Origin of the sequence: Streptomyces sp. NPDC016469 (assembly GCF_040632905.1) — a bacterium.
GTDB lineage: Bacteria > Actinomycetota > Actinomycetes > Streptomycetales > Streptomycetaceae > Streptomyces.
Map to the genome: position 1 here is coordinate 18,133 of NZ_JBEYCQ010000015.1, position 16,804 is coordinate 34,936.

General features: G+C 68.5%; 13 protein-coding genes and 1 tRNA gene. 8 read left to right on the forward strand and 6 right to left on the reverse strand.

What is annotated here, in order from left to right; translation table 11 throughout:
• Nucleotides 1–28: 28 nt before the first annotated feature.
• Entirely contained in the window at nt 29–466 is a 438-nt protein-coding gene (locus ABZ565_RS18595; protein ID WP_361027573.1) for an NUDIX domain-containing protein, read from the forward strand.
• A gap of 484 nt (nt 467–950) precedes the next feature.
• Here ABZ565_RS18595 and ABZ565_RS18600 read toward each other — a convergent pair whose 3' ends face one another.
• Both ABZ565_RS18600 and mobC read right to left on the reverse strand, forming a co-directional pair.
• Nucleotides 951–2,600, reverse strand: a complete 1,650-nt coding sequence (locus ABZ565_RS18600) for a mobilization protein (protein WP_361027576.1) — start codon at nt 2,598–2,600, stop codon at nt 951–953.
• Entirely contained in the window at nt 2,601–3,050 is a 450-nt protein-coding gene (gene mobC / locus ABZ565_RS18605; protein ID WP_361027579.1) for a plasmid mobilization relaxosome protein MobC, read from the reverse strand.
• Between the two features lie 2,148 nt (nt 3,051–5,198).
• Between mobC and ABZ565_RS18610 the strand changes: the two genes are divergently transcribed.
• Together ABZ565_RS18610 and ABZ565_RS18615 are read left to right on the forward strand one after the other, a co-directional pair.
• Nucleotides 5,199–5,411 (forward strand): excisionase family DNA-binding protein, encoded by a 213-nt coding sequence (locus tag ABZ565_RS18610; protein WP_361027582.1) that lies wholly within the window; start codon nt 5,199–5,201, stop codon nt 5,409–5,411.
• Nucleotides 5,411–6,619: a tyrosine-type recombinase/integrase gene (locus ABZ565_RS18615; RefSeq protein ID WP_361027585.1), complete on the forward strand. Its 1,209-nt coding sequence runs from the start codon at nt 5,411–5,413 to the stop codon at nt 6,617–6,619. Before ABZ565_RS18610 ends, ABZ565_RS18615 begins: the two co-directional genes overlap by 1 nt.
• 218 nt (nt 6,620–6,837) lie before the next feature.
• Here ABZ565_RS18615 and ABZ565_RS18620 read toward each other — a convergent pair.
• Nucleotides 6,838–6,911 (reverse strand) — tRNA-Gly (locus ABZ565_RS18620).
• A gap of 454 nt (nt 6,912–7,365) precedes the next feature.
• Between ABZ565_RS18620 and dcd the strand changes: the two genes are divergently transcribed.
• A complete protein-coding gene (gene dcd / locus ABZ565_RS18625) occupies nt 7,366–7,941 on the forward strand; it encodes a dCTP deaminase (protein WP_018102070.1) in 576 nt (191 codons plus the stop codon).
• Between the two features lie 7 nt (nt 7,942–7,948).
• Complete coding sequence (locus ABZ565_RS18630) at nt 7,949–8,449, forward strand: phosphoribosyltransferase (RefSeq protein ID WP_361027588.1); 501 nt, start codon at nt 7,949–7,951, stop codon at nt 8,447–8,449.
• Between the two features lie 65 nt (nt 8,450–8,514).
• On the opposite strand, the gene ABZ565_RS18635 is transcribed toward ABZ565_RS18630, so the two are convergent.
• The 3 genes from ABZ565_RS18635 to ABZ565_RS18645 form a co-directional block, all read right to left on the reverse strand.
• On the reverse strand, nt 8,515–9,456 hold the full coding sequence (locus tag ABZ565_RS18635) for a Yip1 family protein (RefSeq protein ID WP_361027591.1): 942 nt from the start codon (nt 9,454–9,456) through the stop codon (nt 8,515–8,517).
• A gap of 196 nt (nt 9,457–9,652) precedes the next feature.
• On the reverse strand, nt 9,653–11,920 hold the full coding sequence (locus ABZ565_RS18640; protein ID WP_361027594.1) for a (Fe-S)-binding protein: 2,268 nt from the start codon (nt 11,918–11,920) through the stop codon (nt 9,653–9,655).
• Between the two features lie 137 nt (nt 11,921–12,057).
• The gene (locus ABZ565_RS18645; protein WP_361027597.1) at nt 12,058–12,729 is read right to left on the reverse strand and encodes a sugar transferase; all 672 of its coding nucleotides are present in this window, start codon (nt 12,727–12,729) and stop codon (nt 12,058–12,060) included.
• Between the two features lie 250 nt (nt 12,730–12,979).
• On the opposite strand from ABZ565_RS18645, the gene dnaK reads away from it, so the two are divergent.
• From dnaK to dnaJ, 3 genes are all read left to right on the forward strand, one after another.
• Entirely contained in the window at nt 12,980–14,839 is a 1,860-nt protein-coding gene (gene dnaK / locus ABZ565_RS18650) for a molecular chaperone DnaK (RefSeq protein WP_361027600.1), read from the forward strand.
• Entirely contained in the window at nt 14,836–15,486 is a 651-nt protein-coding gene (grpE, locus tag ABZ565_RS18655; protein WP_361027603.1) for a nucleotide exchange factor GrpE, read from the forward strand. The genes dnaK and grpE overlap by 4 nt, the downstream gene beginning before the upstream one ends.
• A 132-nt stretch (nt 15,487–15,618) precedes the next feature.
• A complete protein-coding gene (dnaJ, locus tag ABZ565_RS18660) occupies nt 15,619–16,803 on the forward strand; it encodes a molecular chaperone DnaJ (protein ID WP_361027606.1) in 1,185 nt (394 codons plus the stop codon).
• Nucleotide 16,804: the final 1 nt, after the last annotated feature.

Here is a 16,804-nt window from a genome sequence, read left to right on the forward strand (position 1 = left end):
CCACCAACAAGCAAGGAGACAAACCGAGATGATCGAACGAGTCCGCGCTGTCCTGATCACCGCCGACGAAACGATGCTGGTCATCCGCCGCACCAGGCCCGGCATCCCCGAATACTGGGTCCTGCCCGGCGGCGGCGTCGAACCCAGCGACGAATCCCGGGAGGCGGCCCTCCACCGGGAGATCCACGAGGAGATCGCAGGTAAGGCCGACATCATCGGCCTCCTCCACACGATGGAGGCCGACGACGAGCGTCAGCTCTTCTACCTCGCCCGCATCGCGACCTGGTCCTTCGACGACCGCACCGGTCCCGAGTTCAGCGCCGAAGGCCGCGGCGAGTACGCGCTGGAGGAGATCCCGCTGACCCTGGAGGGGCTCGACGGCATCGACCTCAAGCCCGAGGAGATCGCCCACGTCCTACGGGGAGCCATCAATGCGGGAAGTCTCGGAGTCCAGACATCGCTCTGAGCCTTCGAGTACGTCAGCACGCCATCAGGGCCGACTCTGAGTCGAGTTGGCCCTGATGGCGGCCGACACGCTATGGACTTAGTAACGGAGAACGATCCATGCCCACGTCTCGGGCGTGGGGGAGTTGCTGGGCCACTGGGCATGGGTGCTGGTCTGTGCTCCCTGTCCCGGGAGCTGCCTGTTCCCTTAAGGAACAAGGCAGGCGTTCCCTGAGTGAACGCCTGCGCTGTTCCCTCAGGGAACGCGACGTGTGACGGGACTGTCCTCTGCCGGCTGATGACTACGCCCCTCGGGCCCAGACCTCACACAGGCGGCGAGCCGGTTGCGCCCGTCGAGGAGGACGCCGTCCGTATCCAACACGATGTCTTGGTGCAGACCCTCGATCTTGATCGATTCGGCGAGGGTGAGTACCTCGTCGGGGTCGAGCCTCGGGAAGATGCTGGCGATGGGGTAGATCTCCAGATTGGGCTCCTTGAGGTGAGGTTCAGCGCGCGCGGCGCTGCTGGCGGGTGTTGGTCGGGCGGTAGGCGGCCGGCGGAGATGCCGGGGCGTTGCTGGTGGTGCCGGCGGTCAGGTCGGCGAGGCGGTGGAGGCGCCAGGTGAGGACTTCGCTGAGGCTGGTGGCGGTGTCGGTTTGTCGTCGGGCAGTGGCTTCGGTGAGGAGAGCGGTGGGCTTATGGCCGACGGCTTCGGCCCGCGCGAGCGTGGCGGCGAGTGCCGGCCAGCCGGGCTCCGCGAGAATCTGTTCGGCCAGCTCGGGAAGGGCCCGACGCAGTGTGTTTTCGTGTCGGCGACGCCGAGTCTCAGTCAGCCGTTCCCCGCGCTGCCGAAGCGTGGTCAGGGGCTCGGTGGCGGTGGCCCGGTAGGCGGCGCGGAGGTGCGTGACGGTCTGGCGGGCGGCTTCAGCCTGCTGGTGGTGTTGCCGGGCGCGATGCCAGTGCTGGGCGGCGATGACCGCGAGCAGGAGGGCGTCGAGGACGATCGTGAGGAGGGCCCCGTCCTGCGGGGCGGGCTCGCGCAGGACCGCCTTCACCGCGCAGCGGGTGGCCTGGGCCTGCTGGTGCTGGGCGGGGATGCGAGATCGGGCGGCGCGCTCGAAGACGGTGGCGGCTTGGACGAGCTGTGGCCGGAGGCCGACAGGGGCTACCAGAGGGAGTGCGTCGAGGGCCTCGGCTAGGACGGTGATGTGGGCCTGTCCTGCCTCGTCCTCGTCGTGGGCGAGGTGGTCAGGCGTCTGGTCGACGGCGATGGCGAACCGCCGCCAGGGTGAGGTGCCAGTCTGCTCCGTCAGTTTTGTCGCGGTGGCTGTCAGGCGTTCGGCGATCTTGGGATAGGAAAGGTCGGGGGCGAGGGTGGATCCGGAGAACCACACCGGCTCGCCCTGGGCGTTGGTGTCATCGCTGAGGGCGACCTTGTAGCCGCGGACGTCGCCGGAAGGGAAGTACTGAACGTCGACGAGGGCACCGGTCCCCTCGATGATCTGGAAGAGCTCCGCTGCGGTCGTGGCCGCCGAGACTGCCGTGCGGACGATGGTGCGCAGGTGTTCGCGGGAGGTGCGGGCATTGCCCGTGCGGCGGGACTTCTCCTGCTCAGCGCGGGTGGGGCGTTTGGCGGCGGTGCGGTCTCCGCGCGGAACCTGGCGGAGCCCGTATTCCTTCTCGACGGCGATGAGTTCCTTGTCGGCGCGCAGGAAGTCGTTCCAGTTCCGTGCTGGGCGGAGATCGCCTCGGACCTTGGTGGCGACGATGTGGATGTGGTCTTCCGCGTGGCGTACGGCGACCCACCGGCAGGCGTCGGGGTCGCCGTCCGGAGCGATGTCGGTGGCATTGAGCACGCGGCGGGCGACGGTGGCCCACTGCTCGTCCGACAGGGCCCGGTCCTCGGGTGCGGCCCGGACCGAGCAGTGCCACACATGTTCCTTCGGCGCCTTGTCCCTGGCCTGCTTTACGCGTAGGTCGAGGGCAGTGGTGAGTTGGGCGAGGGTGGCCTCCGAGTCACGGCCGGGGTCGGGGGCGAAGCCGTCCCACGAGGCGATGAGGTGAGGGTCGGTGTGCTCGTTGGCACGGCCGGGTCCGTAGAGGTAGTTCAGGACGCCGCGGGTCTTGTGGCCGGGTTTGACGATGTTCGCGATCAATCAGATGGCCCGGTGCTGTGTGGCGGCCACGTCGGCGGCGATGTCGATCGTTGTGGCTGCCTGGCGGGCCAGGACCAGAACCCGCGCGGCCTCCGTCAGCACCGTCTTGTCCCCAGGGTGTGGATCGCCTCCCGCGTTGAGGCGGTGGGCGATCTGGTTGACGTTCGTACCGATCCGCGCGACCTGCGTACGCAGCGCGGCCAGCTCGTCGATCAAGTCGTCCGTCGCAGTGCGCCGGTCGGGCAACGCGTAGTCGCCGTGGAGGTGGGCCATGACCAGGGCCCCGACGAAGTGAGCGCCGGCCAGCCCGAGCCGATGCGCCTCGGCCTTGATCTCGCTCTTCTCCTCCGCGCTGTAGCGGACATCGACTCGCTCGGTGCGCTGGACGTCCTGGCGCGCACGACGGATGGCGACCCGGTGGAGCGCGGCCTCTTCAGTGGCCCGCACCACGCCGTCGTTCGACCTGGGAGCGCCCTCGCTCCCAGGTATCCCCGCCACCCCTGGGGCGGGCACGGCGTTGGACCGGCCTTTGGACGGTCCAACGCCATACCAGGCTCCGCCTGGTGCCTGGGGGCGAGTTATCTGCTGTTGCGGTCTGCTGGGGGGTTCGTGCTGCGCGCCGTGCATGGGTCTCTTTCCAAAGTGGGGATTGGGCGTCGTACGGTGACCGGTCTTCGGCCCTGGACGGTTGCGCTGAGCGGGGCTAGGTCAGGGCCTTCGTGGGTGAGGGGCGACCGGGGCGGATTGCTGCATGGACGACGTCATTGCTCTCGATTTGGCGGCTGCCGAGTTCACCGCGCGTCTCGGACGCCATCGGCATGAAGAGCGATGCCGGTACGAGGGACCTGGGCCACGGTCGTTGCATACGCGGCGGGGACCGACTGAGGCGGCTGCCGGTCCCCGCTGGCTTGGTTCCGCAGCTCGCAGCTCTGAGGCGTGAGCTCGGGGGGGCCGACCGTATGGCGTAGACGGTCCCCACTGACCTGCGGTTTCCCGTCCTCTTCGGGGACCGGTCCCCGAAGTAGGACGGGGACATGAAGGAGCTTGGTGGGGACCGGTCCCCGACTGCCCGTCAGGGGGACCGTCCCCAGGGGACCGAGTTGCGCGGGGACCGGTCCCCGCTGTCCCCGCACTTTGCGGACAGGCCGAACAGGCGAGGGCGCTACACCGTCGGGACCGGTTCAGCGAGGGCCGCCAGCAGAGCTGCCAGGTGCGCCTCCGGCCGGGTCATCCTGGCGCTCGCTGAACCGCCACTGGGGCTGGTAGCCGAGCGCGGCGCTACTGGAGCGGGGCTCCGCTCGCGAGTGATCCACGCTCGCCAGTCGGCACCCCACGCGGCACCCGAGCGCGGAGACCCGCCGGCCCGGAAGGCCCGCCACTTGTCATCCGCCACTCGTACGCCCTCCTCGCCAAGGCGGGTGAGGTGCCCCTCGCTCCGCAGCCAGGATTCGCTGCCCGCGTCGATCTGCCATTGAGAGGCATGGATGGGGGCACTGCTGCTGTACCTACTGGTTCCTATTGGTTCACTTCTGTTCTGGGGGTCGGATTCAGGTCCCCTGAGGTGCCGGAATCCGGCACCCCCCGGGGTCGGATTCTGTACCCCGGGGTCAGAATCCGGCCCGTCCGCATTGCTGCTGGAGGTATCGGATTCCGGTACCTGGAGGGTTGGAATCTGGCCCTCCTGGTGGGTCGGATTTCGAACGTCCTCGGTCATGAAACGGGCGGCTTCGGGGAGGCAGTAATACGTTTCCCCGCGAGGCCCTTTGCGTCCGTCGAGGCGGGTTATCTCGCCGCTGGCGACCAGTTTGTCCAGCGCGTCCCGAACGGCGCTGCGCGACGCGTTCGCGCGGCGCATCAGGGCTGGGACGGAGGCGTAGGCCGTGCAGGTGTGGTCGATGCAGCGATCGGCGATCAAGGTGAGGACCATGCGGGCAGTGCCTTTGCTGAGGCTGTGGTCCCATACCCAGACGCGGGCATCGTGGCTCATGGTTCGGCGCCTCCTCGAAGCAGGGGGTGGTGGCGGTGGCTGCGAATCGCGCGACGGCGGTGCTGCCGTCGGACGGAGCTGGCGCACCGAAGACCGATCCGGACGGCCTTCATTTCAGCGACTGGACCAAGAAGGAAGCCACATCGCCTCGCGCAAGTCCAGGGTTACTTCGCACAAAGCGAGCAGCCGACGGCGAACGCCGGTGGAACGCGGTCCAAAGACGATAGACCCGAATCGGCCGTTCACCAAGAAGTTCGTGCCGGGGGTGCCCGTGACCGATCCGCCTTCGGCTTCAGGTCAGCAAAATGTGAGCCGGATCCCCAACTTCGGTACTCCCGAAATCTGCTGGGAGGCGAGGCAACATAGACGCACATCGCCGGTTAACCAAACCGGCGATGCAGAGGTATCACTACGGGACGCCGAAATAGTCCCAGCGGGAGCATCGCGATAGCTCGACTCGGTCGCGATGCCTGTACGTCTGCCTCCGTAGGCATGCCCCGCTTGGGCGCATCGGTTGTTGACCCGCCGCCTCGTAGAAGGAACACCCTTGCCCCGACCCGCAGTGATCACCACCCCATGGCCCGCCGACACGTGGGAGGAGGCGGTCTCGAATGGCTGACCGCCTTCTCGGCGTGGCCGAGGCAGCCGAACGTCTCGGTGTCGGCGAGCGATTCATCCGCCGGCTCGTATCCGAGCGCCGTATCCGATACGTCAAGGTCGGCAAGCACGTCCGCATCTCCGACACCGCGCTGGACGCTTACGTAGAGGCGAGTACGGTCGAGCCGGTCCGTACTCGCCGCTCCGGGTTCAGGGCTGCGGCCTGATGGCCCGTCCGCGCCAGAAGGCTCCGCGCCGCACGTTCGGCGCGATACGACAACTGCCCTCGGGGCGCTATCAGGCCCGCTACCCCAACACGGCCGATGACATCCTTCGGCCCGCGCCGGAAACCTTCGAGACCAGACGCGATGCAGAGGCGTTCCTCGTCCAGGTCCAAGCGGACCAGATGCGGGGCGACTGGCTCGACCCGACCGCCGGCGAGGTCTTGTTCGCCGACTACACCACGCGCTGGATCGCTGAACGCGGCCTCGCCCCGACCACTGCTGAGTTGTACCGCCGGCTGTTCCGGCTCCACCTGGAGCCGACGTTCGGCGAGATGAACGTCAACATGATCAGCCCCGCTCGGGTCAGAGCCTGGCGGGCGGAGCGGTTGTCCGCAACCGGTGCCACCACGGTGGCCAAGTCGTACCGGCTCCTCAAAGCCGTGATGGAGACCGCCGTCGAGGACGACATGCTGCGCAAGAACCCCTGCCGTATCCGCGGGGCAGGCCGCGAGGACGCCGACGAGCGTCCCGTGGCGACGGTCGAGCAGGTCTTCGCCGCGGCAGAGGCGATCGGTTTGCGCTGGCGCCTCATGGTTCTGCTCGGTGCCTTCGCCTCGATGCGACCCGAGGAACTCGCCGAGCTTCGGCGGCGGGACGTGGACCTCGACGCCGGCACGCTCTGGGTTCGCCGTGCCGCACCGGAGCTCAACACAGGTCACCGCGTGGTCGGTGCTCCCAAGTCCCGCGCGGGCCGACGAGAGATCGTGCTGCCGTCCTTCCTCCACGAGGACGTCCGTCGGCACCTGGAGTGGTTCGCCCAGCCGGGGCCGGACGGGCTCGTTTTCATCGGCGAGAGGGGGGCGGTACTGCGCGGCACCACGTTCGGCCGCAAGTGGCGCAGGGCCCGGGACAAGGTGGGGCTGCCCGAAGGCTTCCGCTTCTACGACCTGCGGCACACGGGCAACACGCTGGCGGCCGACACCGGTGCCAAGCTCAAGGACCTCATGGTCCGAGCCGGCCAGTCATCCGAGCGCGCGCAACTGATCTATCAGCACTCCACCAAGGAGCATCAGCGCAGGCTTGCCGCCAACATCGATCTCGACGTACGCCGCCAGCAGGCGGCTACAGGTTCAGGGAGTGGTGGCGCGACCGTTCACCCGCTGGTGCCGCGTTCTCCGGGACCATCCGCCCCACGCGCTGCGCGGCGTTGATCGCAAAGGAGCAGACAGTCCGCACCCGTGCTCGTGACGCAGGGCACTTGGAATCGATCTCGCGATGCGGGACCCGGTGGTGGAGAGCTCGCCCTCAGGCGTGGCGGATCCACTATCGACGCTGATGAGAAGGGTCGTTATGGCACGCGAATGGCACGAGCCCTAAAAATGGTCTAGACAACAAACAAGGCCCTGGTCTCCGACCAGGGCCTTCATCATGGAGCGGGTGACGAGAATCGAACTCGCGCTCTGAGCTTGGGAAGCTCATGTTCTACCATTAAACTACACCCGCGAAAATGGCGGACGCTGTTTCCAGCGGCGCATCCTCGCATACTGTACCCCATCGCGATCCGCTCGCGGAGACGTCCCGGATCGGCTGTGCGTGTGGCGGGAGTTGGGGGCGTAGCGTGGGTGGTCGGAGTGCCGCGTGGAGGCGGGTTCTGTTCATCCCCTAATGTGGCGGTCTCGTCCACGGCTTGATGGGGAAGGGACTTGATGGACTCCATGGAGCGCACCGTCGTCCGCTGTGCCGAAGGGCACGTTTTCGCTACCACCTCGTTTCCGATGCAGCAGCTCGGGGCAGGGCGGATCGGGCCCGGGCGGCTCATCCGGTGTCCCCGGTGCGCTCGGTTGCGGCATGCCGTGCCCGTGGTGTTCGAGCAGCGGTAGCGGCGGCGGGTGACGGACGACAGGCGCGCGGGCGGCCCGATGAGGGCGGGCTCGCGCGTTCTGCGTATCCTCGGTGGGTGCTTCTCTCAGACAAGGACATCCGCGCCGAGATCGACGCCGGACGCGTACGTATTGATCCATTCGACGCGTCGATGGTGCAGCCGTCGAGCATCGACGTGCGGCTCGACCGCTATTTCCGGGTGTTCGAGAACCACCGCTACCCGCACATCGACCCCGCCGTCGAGCAGGTGGACCTGACCCGCACCGTCGAACCGGAGGGGGACGACGCGTTCATCCTGCACCCCGGGGAGTTCGTGCTGGCGTCGACGTACGAGGTCATCTCGCTGCCCGACGATCTCGCGTCGCGGCTGGAGGGGAAGAGTTCGCTCGGCCGGCTCGGGCTGGTCACGCATTCCACGGCGGGCTTCATCGACCCGGGCTTCTCCGGGCACGTGACCCTGGAGCTGTCGAATCTCGCCACGCTGCCGATAAAGCTCTGGCCCGGTATGAAGATCGGCCAGCTGTGCATGTTCCGGCTGAGTTCTCCGTCCGAGTTCCCTTACGGCTCCGAGCGGTACGGGTCGCGCTATCAGGGGCAGCGCGGTCCCACCGCGTCGCGCTCCTTCATGAATTTCCACCGGACGCAGGTGTGAGGTCCCGATGACTGACGATGTACGGGAGAACCTGACGTACGACGGCTTCGGGCACGCCGTGCGGGAGCTGGCGCAGGCCGTGGCCGACGACGGGTACGAGCCGGACGTGGTGCTGAGCATCGCGCGCGGCGGGGTGTTCGTCGCGGGCGGTCTGGCGTACGCGCTGGACTGCAAGAACATCCACCTGGTGAACGTGGAGTTCTACACCGGCGTGGGCACCACCCTGGAGATGCCGGTCATGCTGGCACCCGTGCCCAACGTCATCGACTTCTCGGACAAGAAGGTCCTGATCGCGGACGACGTCGCCGACACCGGCAAGACGCTGAAGCTGGTGCGCGACTTCTGCATCGACCACGTCGCCGAGGTGCGGTCCGCGGTCATCTACGAGAAGTCGCATTCGCTCGTGAAGTGCGAGTACGTGTGGAAGAAGACCGATCGCTGGATCAACTTCCCGTGGAGTGTGGAGAAGCCCGTCGTACGGCGCGGCGGGCAGGTTCTCGACGCGTGATCGCGTCAGCAGGCGAAAGGGCCCCGGTCATCCCGGGGCCCTTTTCCGTACGCGCGGCGCCGCCGTCAGATCGTGCCCAGCTTCAGGATCGAGACCAGTGCCAGCAGCTGGATCGCCGACGCGCCCAGCGCCTTCGGCCACGGCAGGTCGTGCGACTTGCTCACCATCGAGGTGAGGAGCGCCGCCGCGGCCAGCCAGGTCACCCAGCCGAGGATGACGACCAGCGCGTTCTCGCCGCCCAGGAACATCGCGAAGACCAGGCGTGGGACGTCCGTGATCGACATGATCAGCATGGACAGGCCCACCGTCGGCTGCCACGCGCCGTCACCGCCGAGCTGGCGGGCCAGCGTGTGGGTGACCGCGCCCAGCACCAGGCCGCCGAGCACGAAGCAGACGCCCGTGAGGATCACGTAGGGGACGGCGGTGGAGACCGGGGAGTGGATCGCGTCGTCGCGGGCCTGGTCGAAGCCGAAGAGCGCCAGCAGGCCGTAGAGGAACGTCACGATCAGGGCGGGGCCCCAGACCGCGTAGTCGCGCATCTGCCAGAACGTCGGGCCGGGGCGCGTCACGATGCCGCTGAGCAGCTGCTTCCAGTGCAGGCGCGGGCCCATCGGTGCCGCGGGCGCGTGGCCGGCGCGGTAGGCGTTGCCGTCGCTGTACGGCTCCTCGTCGATGCGGAACGCCTGCGTGTGGCCCGGGTTGTTCGCGTACGGGTCGCCGGGGTTGGGGCCCTGGGGATACGGGTACGGCGTCGGGTCGGTGAAGTACTCCGGCTCGTCGGGGCCCGCGCCGGTGTAGCCGCCGCCCGGGTAGCCGCCGTTCCCCCGGTGTCCGCCGTGGTGACCCGGTGCGGCGTGGTGCGGGGCGCCCTGTCCTCCCGAGGGCGGCCATTGCTGCTGCCCGTACGGCGGCGGTGCCTGATTGCCGTACGGCTGCTGCCGCGGTTGCTGTTGCCCTTGCTGCGGGGTGCGGTTGTCCCGGCCGCGTCCGATCCTGAATCCAGCCACGTCATCGAACGTACCCGGTCCGCCGGTTACGGGGGCCCGGGGCCGGGGAAGTACCGGCCTTTGACGCCCAGCTGTGACATCCCCTAAGGGAACCCCGGGGGGCTTTCCCCACCCTGCCGGAGCGGAAACGCGGAAGCGGCCGGTCCTGCCCCCGAGGCAGGTCCGACCGCTTCACCGCACCGTGACGCCGGTCCGGCTACTTCGCCGGTTCCGGCTCCGGTTCGTCCGCCGGCTCCGGGTCGCCCGCCGGGTCGGCCGGGGTCTTCACGGAGTCGAGCAGCAGCTGCGACACGTCCACCACCTGGACGGACTCCTTCGCCTTGCCGTCGTTCTTCTTGCCGTTGACCGAGTCGGTCAGCATGACCAGGCAGAACGGGCAGGCCGTCGAGACGATGTCCGGGTTGAGCGAGAGGGCCTCGTCCACGCGCTCGTTGTTGATGCGCTTGCCGATCCGCTCCTCCATCCACATCCGGGCACCACCGGCGCCGCAGCAGAAGCCGCGCTCCTTGTGGCGGTGCATCTCCTCGTTCCGGAGGCCCGGCACCTTCGCGATGATCTCGCGCGGGGGCGTGTAGATCTTGTTGTGACGGCCCAGGTAGCAGGGGTCGTGGTACGTGATCAGGCCCTCGACCGGGGTCACCGGGATCAGCTTGCCCTCGTCGACGAGGTGCTGGAGCAGCTGGGTGTGGTGGATGACCTCGTACTCGCCGCCGAGCTGCGGGTACTCGTTCGCGATCGTGTTGAAGCAGTGCGGGCAGGTCGCGACGATCTTCTTCGCGGCCTTGGCCTTCTTGGTCGAGTCGTCCTCGTCGTCCTCGCCGAAGGCCATGTTCAGCATCGCCACGTTCTCCGCGCCGAGCTGCTGGAACAGCGGCTCGTTGCCCAGACGGCGGGCCGAGTCACCGGTGCACTTCTCGTCGCCGCCCATGATCGCGAACTTGACGCCCGCGATGTGCAGCAGCTCCGCGAAGGCCTTGGTGGTCTTCTTGGCGCGGTCCTCCAGGGCGCCGGCGCAGCCGACCCAGTAGAGGTAGTCGACCTCGGTGAGGTCCTCGACGTCCTTGCCGACGATCGGGACCTCGAAGTCGACCTCCTTGGTCCACTCGACGCGCTGCTTCTTGGCCAGCCCCCAGGGGTTGCCCTTCTTCTCCAGGTTCTTGAGCATGGTCCCCGCCTCGGACGGGAACGCGGACTCGATCATCACCTGGTAGCGGCGCATGTCGACGATGTGGTCGACGTGCTCGATGTCGACCGGGCACTGCTCCACGCACGCACCGCAGGTGGTGCAGGACCAGAGGACGTCCGGGTCGATGACGCCGTTCTCCTCGACCGTCCCGATCAGCGGGCGCTCGGCCTCCGCGAGGGCGGCCGCGGGGACGTCCTTCAGCTGCTCCTCGGTCGCCTTCTCCTCGCCCTCCATGTCCTTGCCGCCGCCGGCCAGCAGGTAGGGGGCCTTGGCGTGCGCGTGGTCGCGCAGGGACATGATCAGGAGCTTCGGGGAGAGCGGCTTGCCGGTGTTCCAGGCGGGGCACTGCGACTGGCAGCGGCCGCACTCGGTGCAGGTGGAGAAGTCGAGGATGCCCTTCCAGGAGAACTGCTCGACCTGGGAGACACCGAACACGGCGTCGTCGGCCGGGTCCTCCCAGTCGATCTCCTTGCCGCCCGTGGTCATCGGCTGCAGCGCGCCCAGCGCCACCGCGCCGTCGGCGTTCCGCTTGAACCAGATGTTCGGGAAGGCCAGGAAGCGGTGCCAGGCGACACCCATGTTGGTGTTGAGCCCGACGGTGATCGCCCAGGTCATGGTGACCCCGAGCTTGATCATGGCGGTGAGGTAGACGAGGTTCTGGAGCGTGCCGAGGCTGAGCCCCTTGAACGCCGCGACCAGCGGATACGAGGCGAAGTACGCGGCCTCGTAGCCGTCGACGTGGTGCAGCGCGCCCTCAAGGCCGCGGAGCGTCATGATCGCGAGACCGATGACGAGGATGACGGCTTCGACGAAGTACGCCTGGCCCATCTTCGAACCCGCGAAACGCGACTTGCGGCCGGCCCGGGAGGGCAGGTTCAGCTGGCGGATGGCGATGAGGACGAGGATGCCCACGGTGGTCGCGAGCGCGATGAACTCCGTGTACACCTCGTACGGCAGCCAGCCGCCGAGGACGGGCAGGACCCAGTCGGCCTTGAACAGCTGACCGTACGCCGTGACGATGGTCAGGCCCAGGGTCAGGAAGCCGACGGCGACGAACCAGTGGGCGACGCCGATGACGCCCCACCGGTTCATCCTGGTGTGGCCGACGAACTCCTTGGCCAGCGTGATCGTGCGCTGTTTCACGGAGTCGGTGCGGCTGCCGGCCGGGACCGGCTGTCCGAGCGTGACGAACCGGTAGATCTGCGCGACGGCTCGGGCGATGAGCGCAACGCCGACCACGGTCAGCACCAGCGACACGATGATCGCGGCGAGTTGCATTGGGGGCTCCTCGGGCCTGCGAGGTGGGATCGATCCAGCGTCTACTAGCGAGTACTGCGTCTTCCAGTGACCACCGGGACTACGAGTATCGCTACTACTAAGCAGTAACTTAATCAGTCTGTGCCGACACTACCCACTTATTCCGCTGTCCTGTAGCCGGGCAGGCGGTGATCTGTGTCGCTCAGGCGTGCCTTGCCGGGCCACGGCAGGGTGTGGGCCGCCTCGCGCAGGGGTACGCGTACGGCCTCGGCGAGGACCGCGAGGTCCAGCCGCAGCCCCTGGTGCGCGGCGTAGTGCTGGTCCAGGAGGTCCGCCTCGTCCCACGGCATCCCCGAACGGTGCCGCACCTGGGCCAGGCCGGTCAGCCCGGGCTTCAGTTCCTGGCGCCAGCGCCGTGCGCCCCCGGTGCCGTTCCGTGCGTCGTCCGGGGCGAGCGGTGCCGGGCCGACGAGGGAGAGATCGCCGCGTACCACGTGGTGCAGGCGCGCGACCACGTCCAGCTTCAGCCACCGGGTGTCCAGGGAGCGCAGGACGAAGGGGCGGCCGTGCAGGCCGGTGCGCGTGGAGCACCTCGTCACGCGGCGGCCGCGTACGGCCAGCCCCAGGGCGGCGGCCGCCAGTAAAGGGGAGGCGAGGAGCAGCAGGGCCGAACCCAGGACCAGATCGAGGGTGCGTTTGGCGGTCGGGCGGGGAAGGGGTGCGGGCAGCAGGGCTCGCAGGGAGGCGCGCGCGGCCGCCGGGCGGGAGATGCGAGGCGGGCGCCAGGGGCGCGGCCGGGGTCCTCTTCCCCACTGTCTCTGCGTACGCATCGTTCGCACCTGCCTGCAATCGGCGAATCGAATGCCGCATCGTGTGCTGCTTGCGGCATTTTGTGACAGAACGATCCCATGTGGCCATGATGGGGGAGGGCTGTGCGGCGCGTGAGGCGTCAGGTGTCGCCGATGGCGCGCACTGGGTGCACCTAAGTTGAGTCGGCCCGACTCAGGTCTGTTGACTCCGGGAGGGGAGTCGTGCATCCTTGAGTCAGATCCACTCAAGTAGTCAGTTGGAGGAATCGAAATGGCACGTGCGGTCGGCATCGACCTGGGCACGACTAACTCCGTCGTCAGCGTTCTCGAAGGCGGCGAGCCCACCGTCATCACCAACGCAGAGGGCGCCAGGACCACGCCGTCCGTCGTCGCCTTCGCGAAGAACGGCGAGGTGCTGGTCGGCGAGGTCGCCAAGCGCCAGGCTGTGACCAACGTCGACAGGACCATCCGCTCCGTCAAGCGCCACATGGGCACTGACTGGAAGATCGACCTGGACGGCAAGAGCTTCAACCCGCAGCAGATGAGCGCCTTCATCCTGCAGAAGCTGAAGCGTGACGCGGAGTCCTACCTGGGCGAGAAGGTCACCGACGCGGTGATCACCGTCCCGGCGTACTTCAACGACTCCGAGCGCCAGGCGACCAAGGAGGCCGGCGAGATCGCGGGCCTGAACGTCCTGCGCATCGTCAACGAGCCGACCGCCGCCGCGCTGGCGTACGGGCTCGACAAGGACGACCAGACGATCCTCGTCTTCGACCTCGGTGGCGGCACCTTCGACGTGTCCCTCCTGGAGATCGGCGACGGCGTCGTCGAGGTGAAGGCCACCAACGGTGACAACCACCTCGGTGGTGACGACTGGGACCAGCGCGTCGTCGACTACCTGGTGAAGCAGTTCGCCAACGGGCACGGCGTGGACCTGTCCAAGGACAAGATGGCTCTCCAGCGTCTCCGCGAGGCCGCGGAGAAGGCGAAGATCGAGCTGTCCTCCTCGACGGAGACCACGATCAACCTGCCGTACATCACGGCGTCGGCCGAGGGCCCGCTGCACCTGGACGAGAAGCTCACGCGCTCGCAGTTCCAGCAGCTCACCGCGGACCTCCTGGACCGCTGCAAGACCCCGTTCCACAACGTCATCAAGGACGCGGGCATCCAGCTCTCCGAGATCGACCACGTCGTTCTCGTCGGTGGCTCCACCCGCATGCCGGCCGTCGCCGAGCTCGTCAAGGAGCTGACCGGCGGCCAGGAGGCCAACAAGGGTGTGAACCCGGACGAGGTCGTCGCCATCGGCGCCTCGCTCCAGGCCGGTGTCCTCAAGGGCGAGGTCAAGGACGTCCTGCTCCTCGACGTCACCCCGCTGTCCCTCGGTATCGAGACCAAGGGCGGCATCATGACCAAGCTCATCGAGCGCAACACCACGATCCCGACCAAGCGGTCCGAGATCTTCACGACGGCCGAGGACAACCAGCCGTCCGTGCAGATCCAGGTCTACCAGGGCGAGCGCGAGATCGCGGCGTACAACAAGAAGCTCGGGATGTTCGAGCTGACCGGTCTGCCGCCGGCCCCGCGCGGTGTCCCGCAGATCGAGGTCTCCTTCGACATCGACGCCAACGGCATCATGCACGTGACGGCCAAGGACCTCGGCACCGGCAAGGAGCAGAAGATGACCGTCACCGGCGGCTCCTCGCTGCCGAAGGACGAGGTCAACCGGATGCGTGAGGAGGCCGAGAAGTACGCGGAGGAGGACCACGCCCGCCGCGAGGCCGCCGAGTCGCGCAACCAGGGCGAGCAGCTCGTCTACCAGACGGAGAAGTTCCTCAAGGACAACGAGGACAAGGTCCCGGCCGACGTGAAGACGGAGGTGGAGACCGCGGTCAGCGAGCTGAAGGAGAAGCTCAAGGGCGAGGACTCCGCCGAGATCCGCACGGCCACCGAGAAGGTCGCGGCCGTCTCCCAGAAGCTGGGCCAGGCGATGTACGCCAACGCCCAGGCCGAGGGCGGCCCGCAGGGTGACGCGCAGCCGGGTGCCGAGCAGGCCCAGGGCGACGCCCAGGACGACGTGGTCGACGCCGAGATCGTGGACGACGAGAAGGACTCCAAGGGCGGTGCGGCGTGACCGAGGAGACTCCGGGCTTCGAGGAGAAGCCCGACGTCCCCTCCGGCGCCACCTCTGACGACGCCGAGCCGAAGGCCGCCACCCCCTCCGAGGAGGAGGCGGCGGCCCCGGCCGGGGACGCGAACGAGAACACGGCCCTGACCGCGCAGCTGGATCAGGCACGCAGCGCGCTCAACGAGCGCACCACCGACCTCCAGCGGCTCCAGGCCGAATACCAGAACTACCGCCGCCGCGTGGAGCGGGACCGGGTCACGGTCAAGGAGATCGCCGTCGCGAACCTCCTGTCCGAGCTGCTGCCCGTCCTGGACGACGTCGGCCGGGCCCGGGAGCACGGCGAGCTCGTGGGCGGGTTCAAGTCGGTGGCCGAATCGCTGGAGACGGTCGTCGCGAAGCTGGGCCTCCAGCAGTTCGGCAAGGAGGGCGAGCCCTTCGACCCGACGGTCCACGAGGCCCTGATGCACAGCTACGCGCCGGACGTCACGGAGACGACCTGCGTGGCGATCCTGCAGCCCGGCTACCGGATCGGCGAGCGCACCATCCGCCCCGCGCGGGTCGCGGTCGCCGAACCCCAGCCGGGGGCGGCTCCCGCGGCCGCGAAGGAAGAGAAGGCAGACGACGAGGAGAGCGGTGGCGGCGAGGAGGTCTGACATTCCGTCCGATCACCTGGCAGCACACCGCCCGGCCACCCGGGCCTCCCGTCCGGTCGGTACCAGGGCCTGCGGGCCCGGCACCGCCCGGGCGGGAGGCTCCCGGCCGGTCGTCCGGAAGGAGGGACGTCGATGAGTACGAAGGACTTCGTCGAGAAGGACTACTACAAGGTTCTCGGCGTCCCCAAGGACGCCACCGACGCCGAGATCAAGAAGGCGTACCGGAAGCTCGCCCGCGAGTTCCACCCGGACGCCAACAAGGGCGACGACAAGGCGGAGGAACGCTTCAAGGAGATCTCCGAGGCGAATGACGTCCTCGGTGACACCAAGAGGCGCAAGGAGTACGACGAGGCGCGCGCCCTCTTCGGCAACGGCGGCTTCCGCGCCGGGCCGGGCGGCGCCCAGGGCAACTTCAACTTCGACCTGGGGGACCTCTTCGGAGGCGCCCCGGGCGGGGGCCAGGGCGGCGCCGGCGGTTTCGGCGGCGGTGGCCTCGGCGACGTGTTCGGCGGCCTCTTCAACCGGGGCGGCGGCGCCGGTACGAGGGTGCAGCCGCGGCGCGGCCAGGACATCGAGTCCGAGGTGACGCTGAGCTTCACCGAGGCGGTCGACGGGGCCACGGTCCCGCTCCGGATGTCCAGCCAGGCCCCTTGCAAGGCGTGCTCCGGCACCGGTGACAAGAACGGCACGCCCAGGGTCTGCCCGACCTGTGTCGGCACCGGTCAGGTCTCGCGCGGCAGCGGCGGCGGCTTCTCGCTCACCGACCCGTGCGTGGACTGCAAGGGCCGCGGCCTGATCGCCCAGGACCCCTGCGAGGTCTGCAAGGGCAGCGGCCGGGCCCGCTCCTCGAAGACCATGCAGGTGCGCATCCCGGCGGGCGTCTCCGACGGGCAGCGCATCCGGCTGCGCGGCAAGGGCGCTCCGGGCGAGCGCGGCGGACCGGCCGGCGATCTGTACGTCGTGGTCCACGTCGACGCCCACCCGGTCTTCGGCCGCAAGGGCGACAACCTCACCGTCACGGTGCCGGTCACGTTCACCGAGGCGGCGCTCGGCGGCGAGGTCAAGGTGCCGACGCTCGGCGGCCCGTCCGTGACGCTCAAGCTACCGGCCGGTACGCCGAATGGGCGTACGATGCGGGCCCGCGGCAAGGGAGCGGTCCGCAAGGACGGCACCCGGGGCGACCTCCTGGTCACCGTCGAGGTGACCGTGCCCACCGACCTCGGTACCGAGGCCAGGGACGCACTGGAGGCATACCGCAAGGCGACCGCGGGGCATGACCCGAGGGCGGAGCTGTTCCAGGCGGCGAAGGGAGCTTGAG

Bases quoted from the DNA above. Each gene is read 5' to 3' on its own strand.
- ABZ565_RS18595 (WP_361027573.1), top strand. From the start codon at position 29: ATGATCGAACGAGTCCGCGCTGTCCTGATCACCGCCGACGAAACGATG.
- ABZ565_RS18610 (WP_361027582.1), top strand. From the start codon at position 5,199: ATGGCTGACCGCCTTCTCGGCGTGGCCGAGGCAGCCGAACGTCTCGGT.
- ABZ565_RS18615 (WP_361027585.1), top strand. From the start codon at position 5,411: ATGGCCCGTCCGCGCCAGAAGGCTCCGCGCCGCACGTTCGGCGCGATA.
- ABZ565_RS18630 (WP_361027588.1), top strand. From the start codon at position 7,949: ATGACTGACGATGTACGGGAGAACCTGACGTACGACGGCTTCGGGCAC.
- ABZ565_RS18640 (WP_361027594.1), bottom strand. From the start codon at position 11,920: ATGCAACTCGCCGCGATCATCGTGTCGCTGGTGCTGACCGTGGTCGGC.
- ABZ565_RS18645 (WP_361027597.1), bottom strand. From the start codon at position 12,729: ATGCGTACGCAGAGACAGTGGGGAAGAGGACCCCGGCCGCGCCCCTGG.
- dnaK (WP_361027600.1), top strand. From the start codon at position 12,980: ATGGCACGTGCGGTCGGCATCGACCTGGGCACGACTAACTCCGTCGTC.
- dnaJ (WP_361027606.1), top strand. From the start codon at position 15,619: ATGAGTACGAAGGACTTCGTCGAGAAGGACTACTACAAGGTTCTCGGC.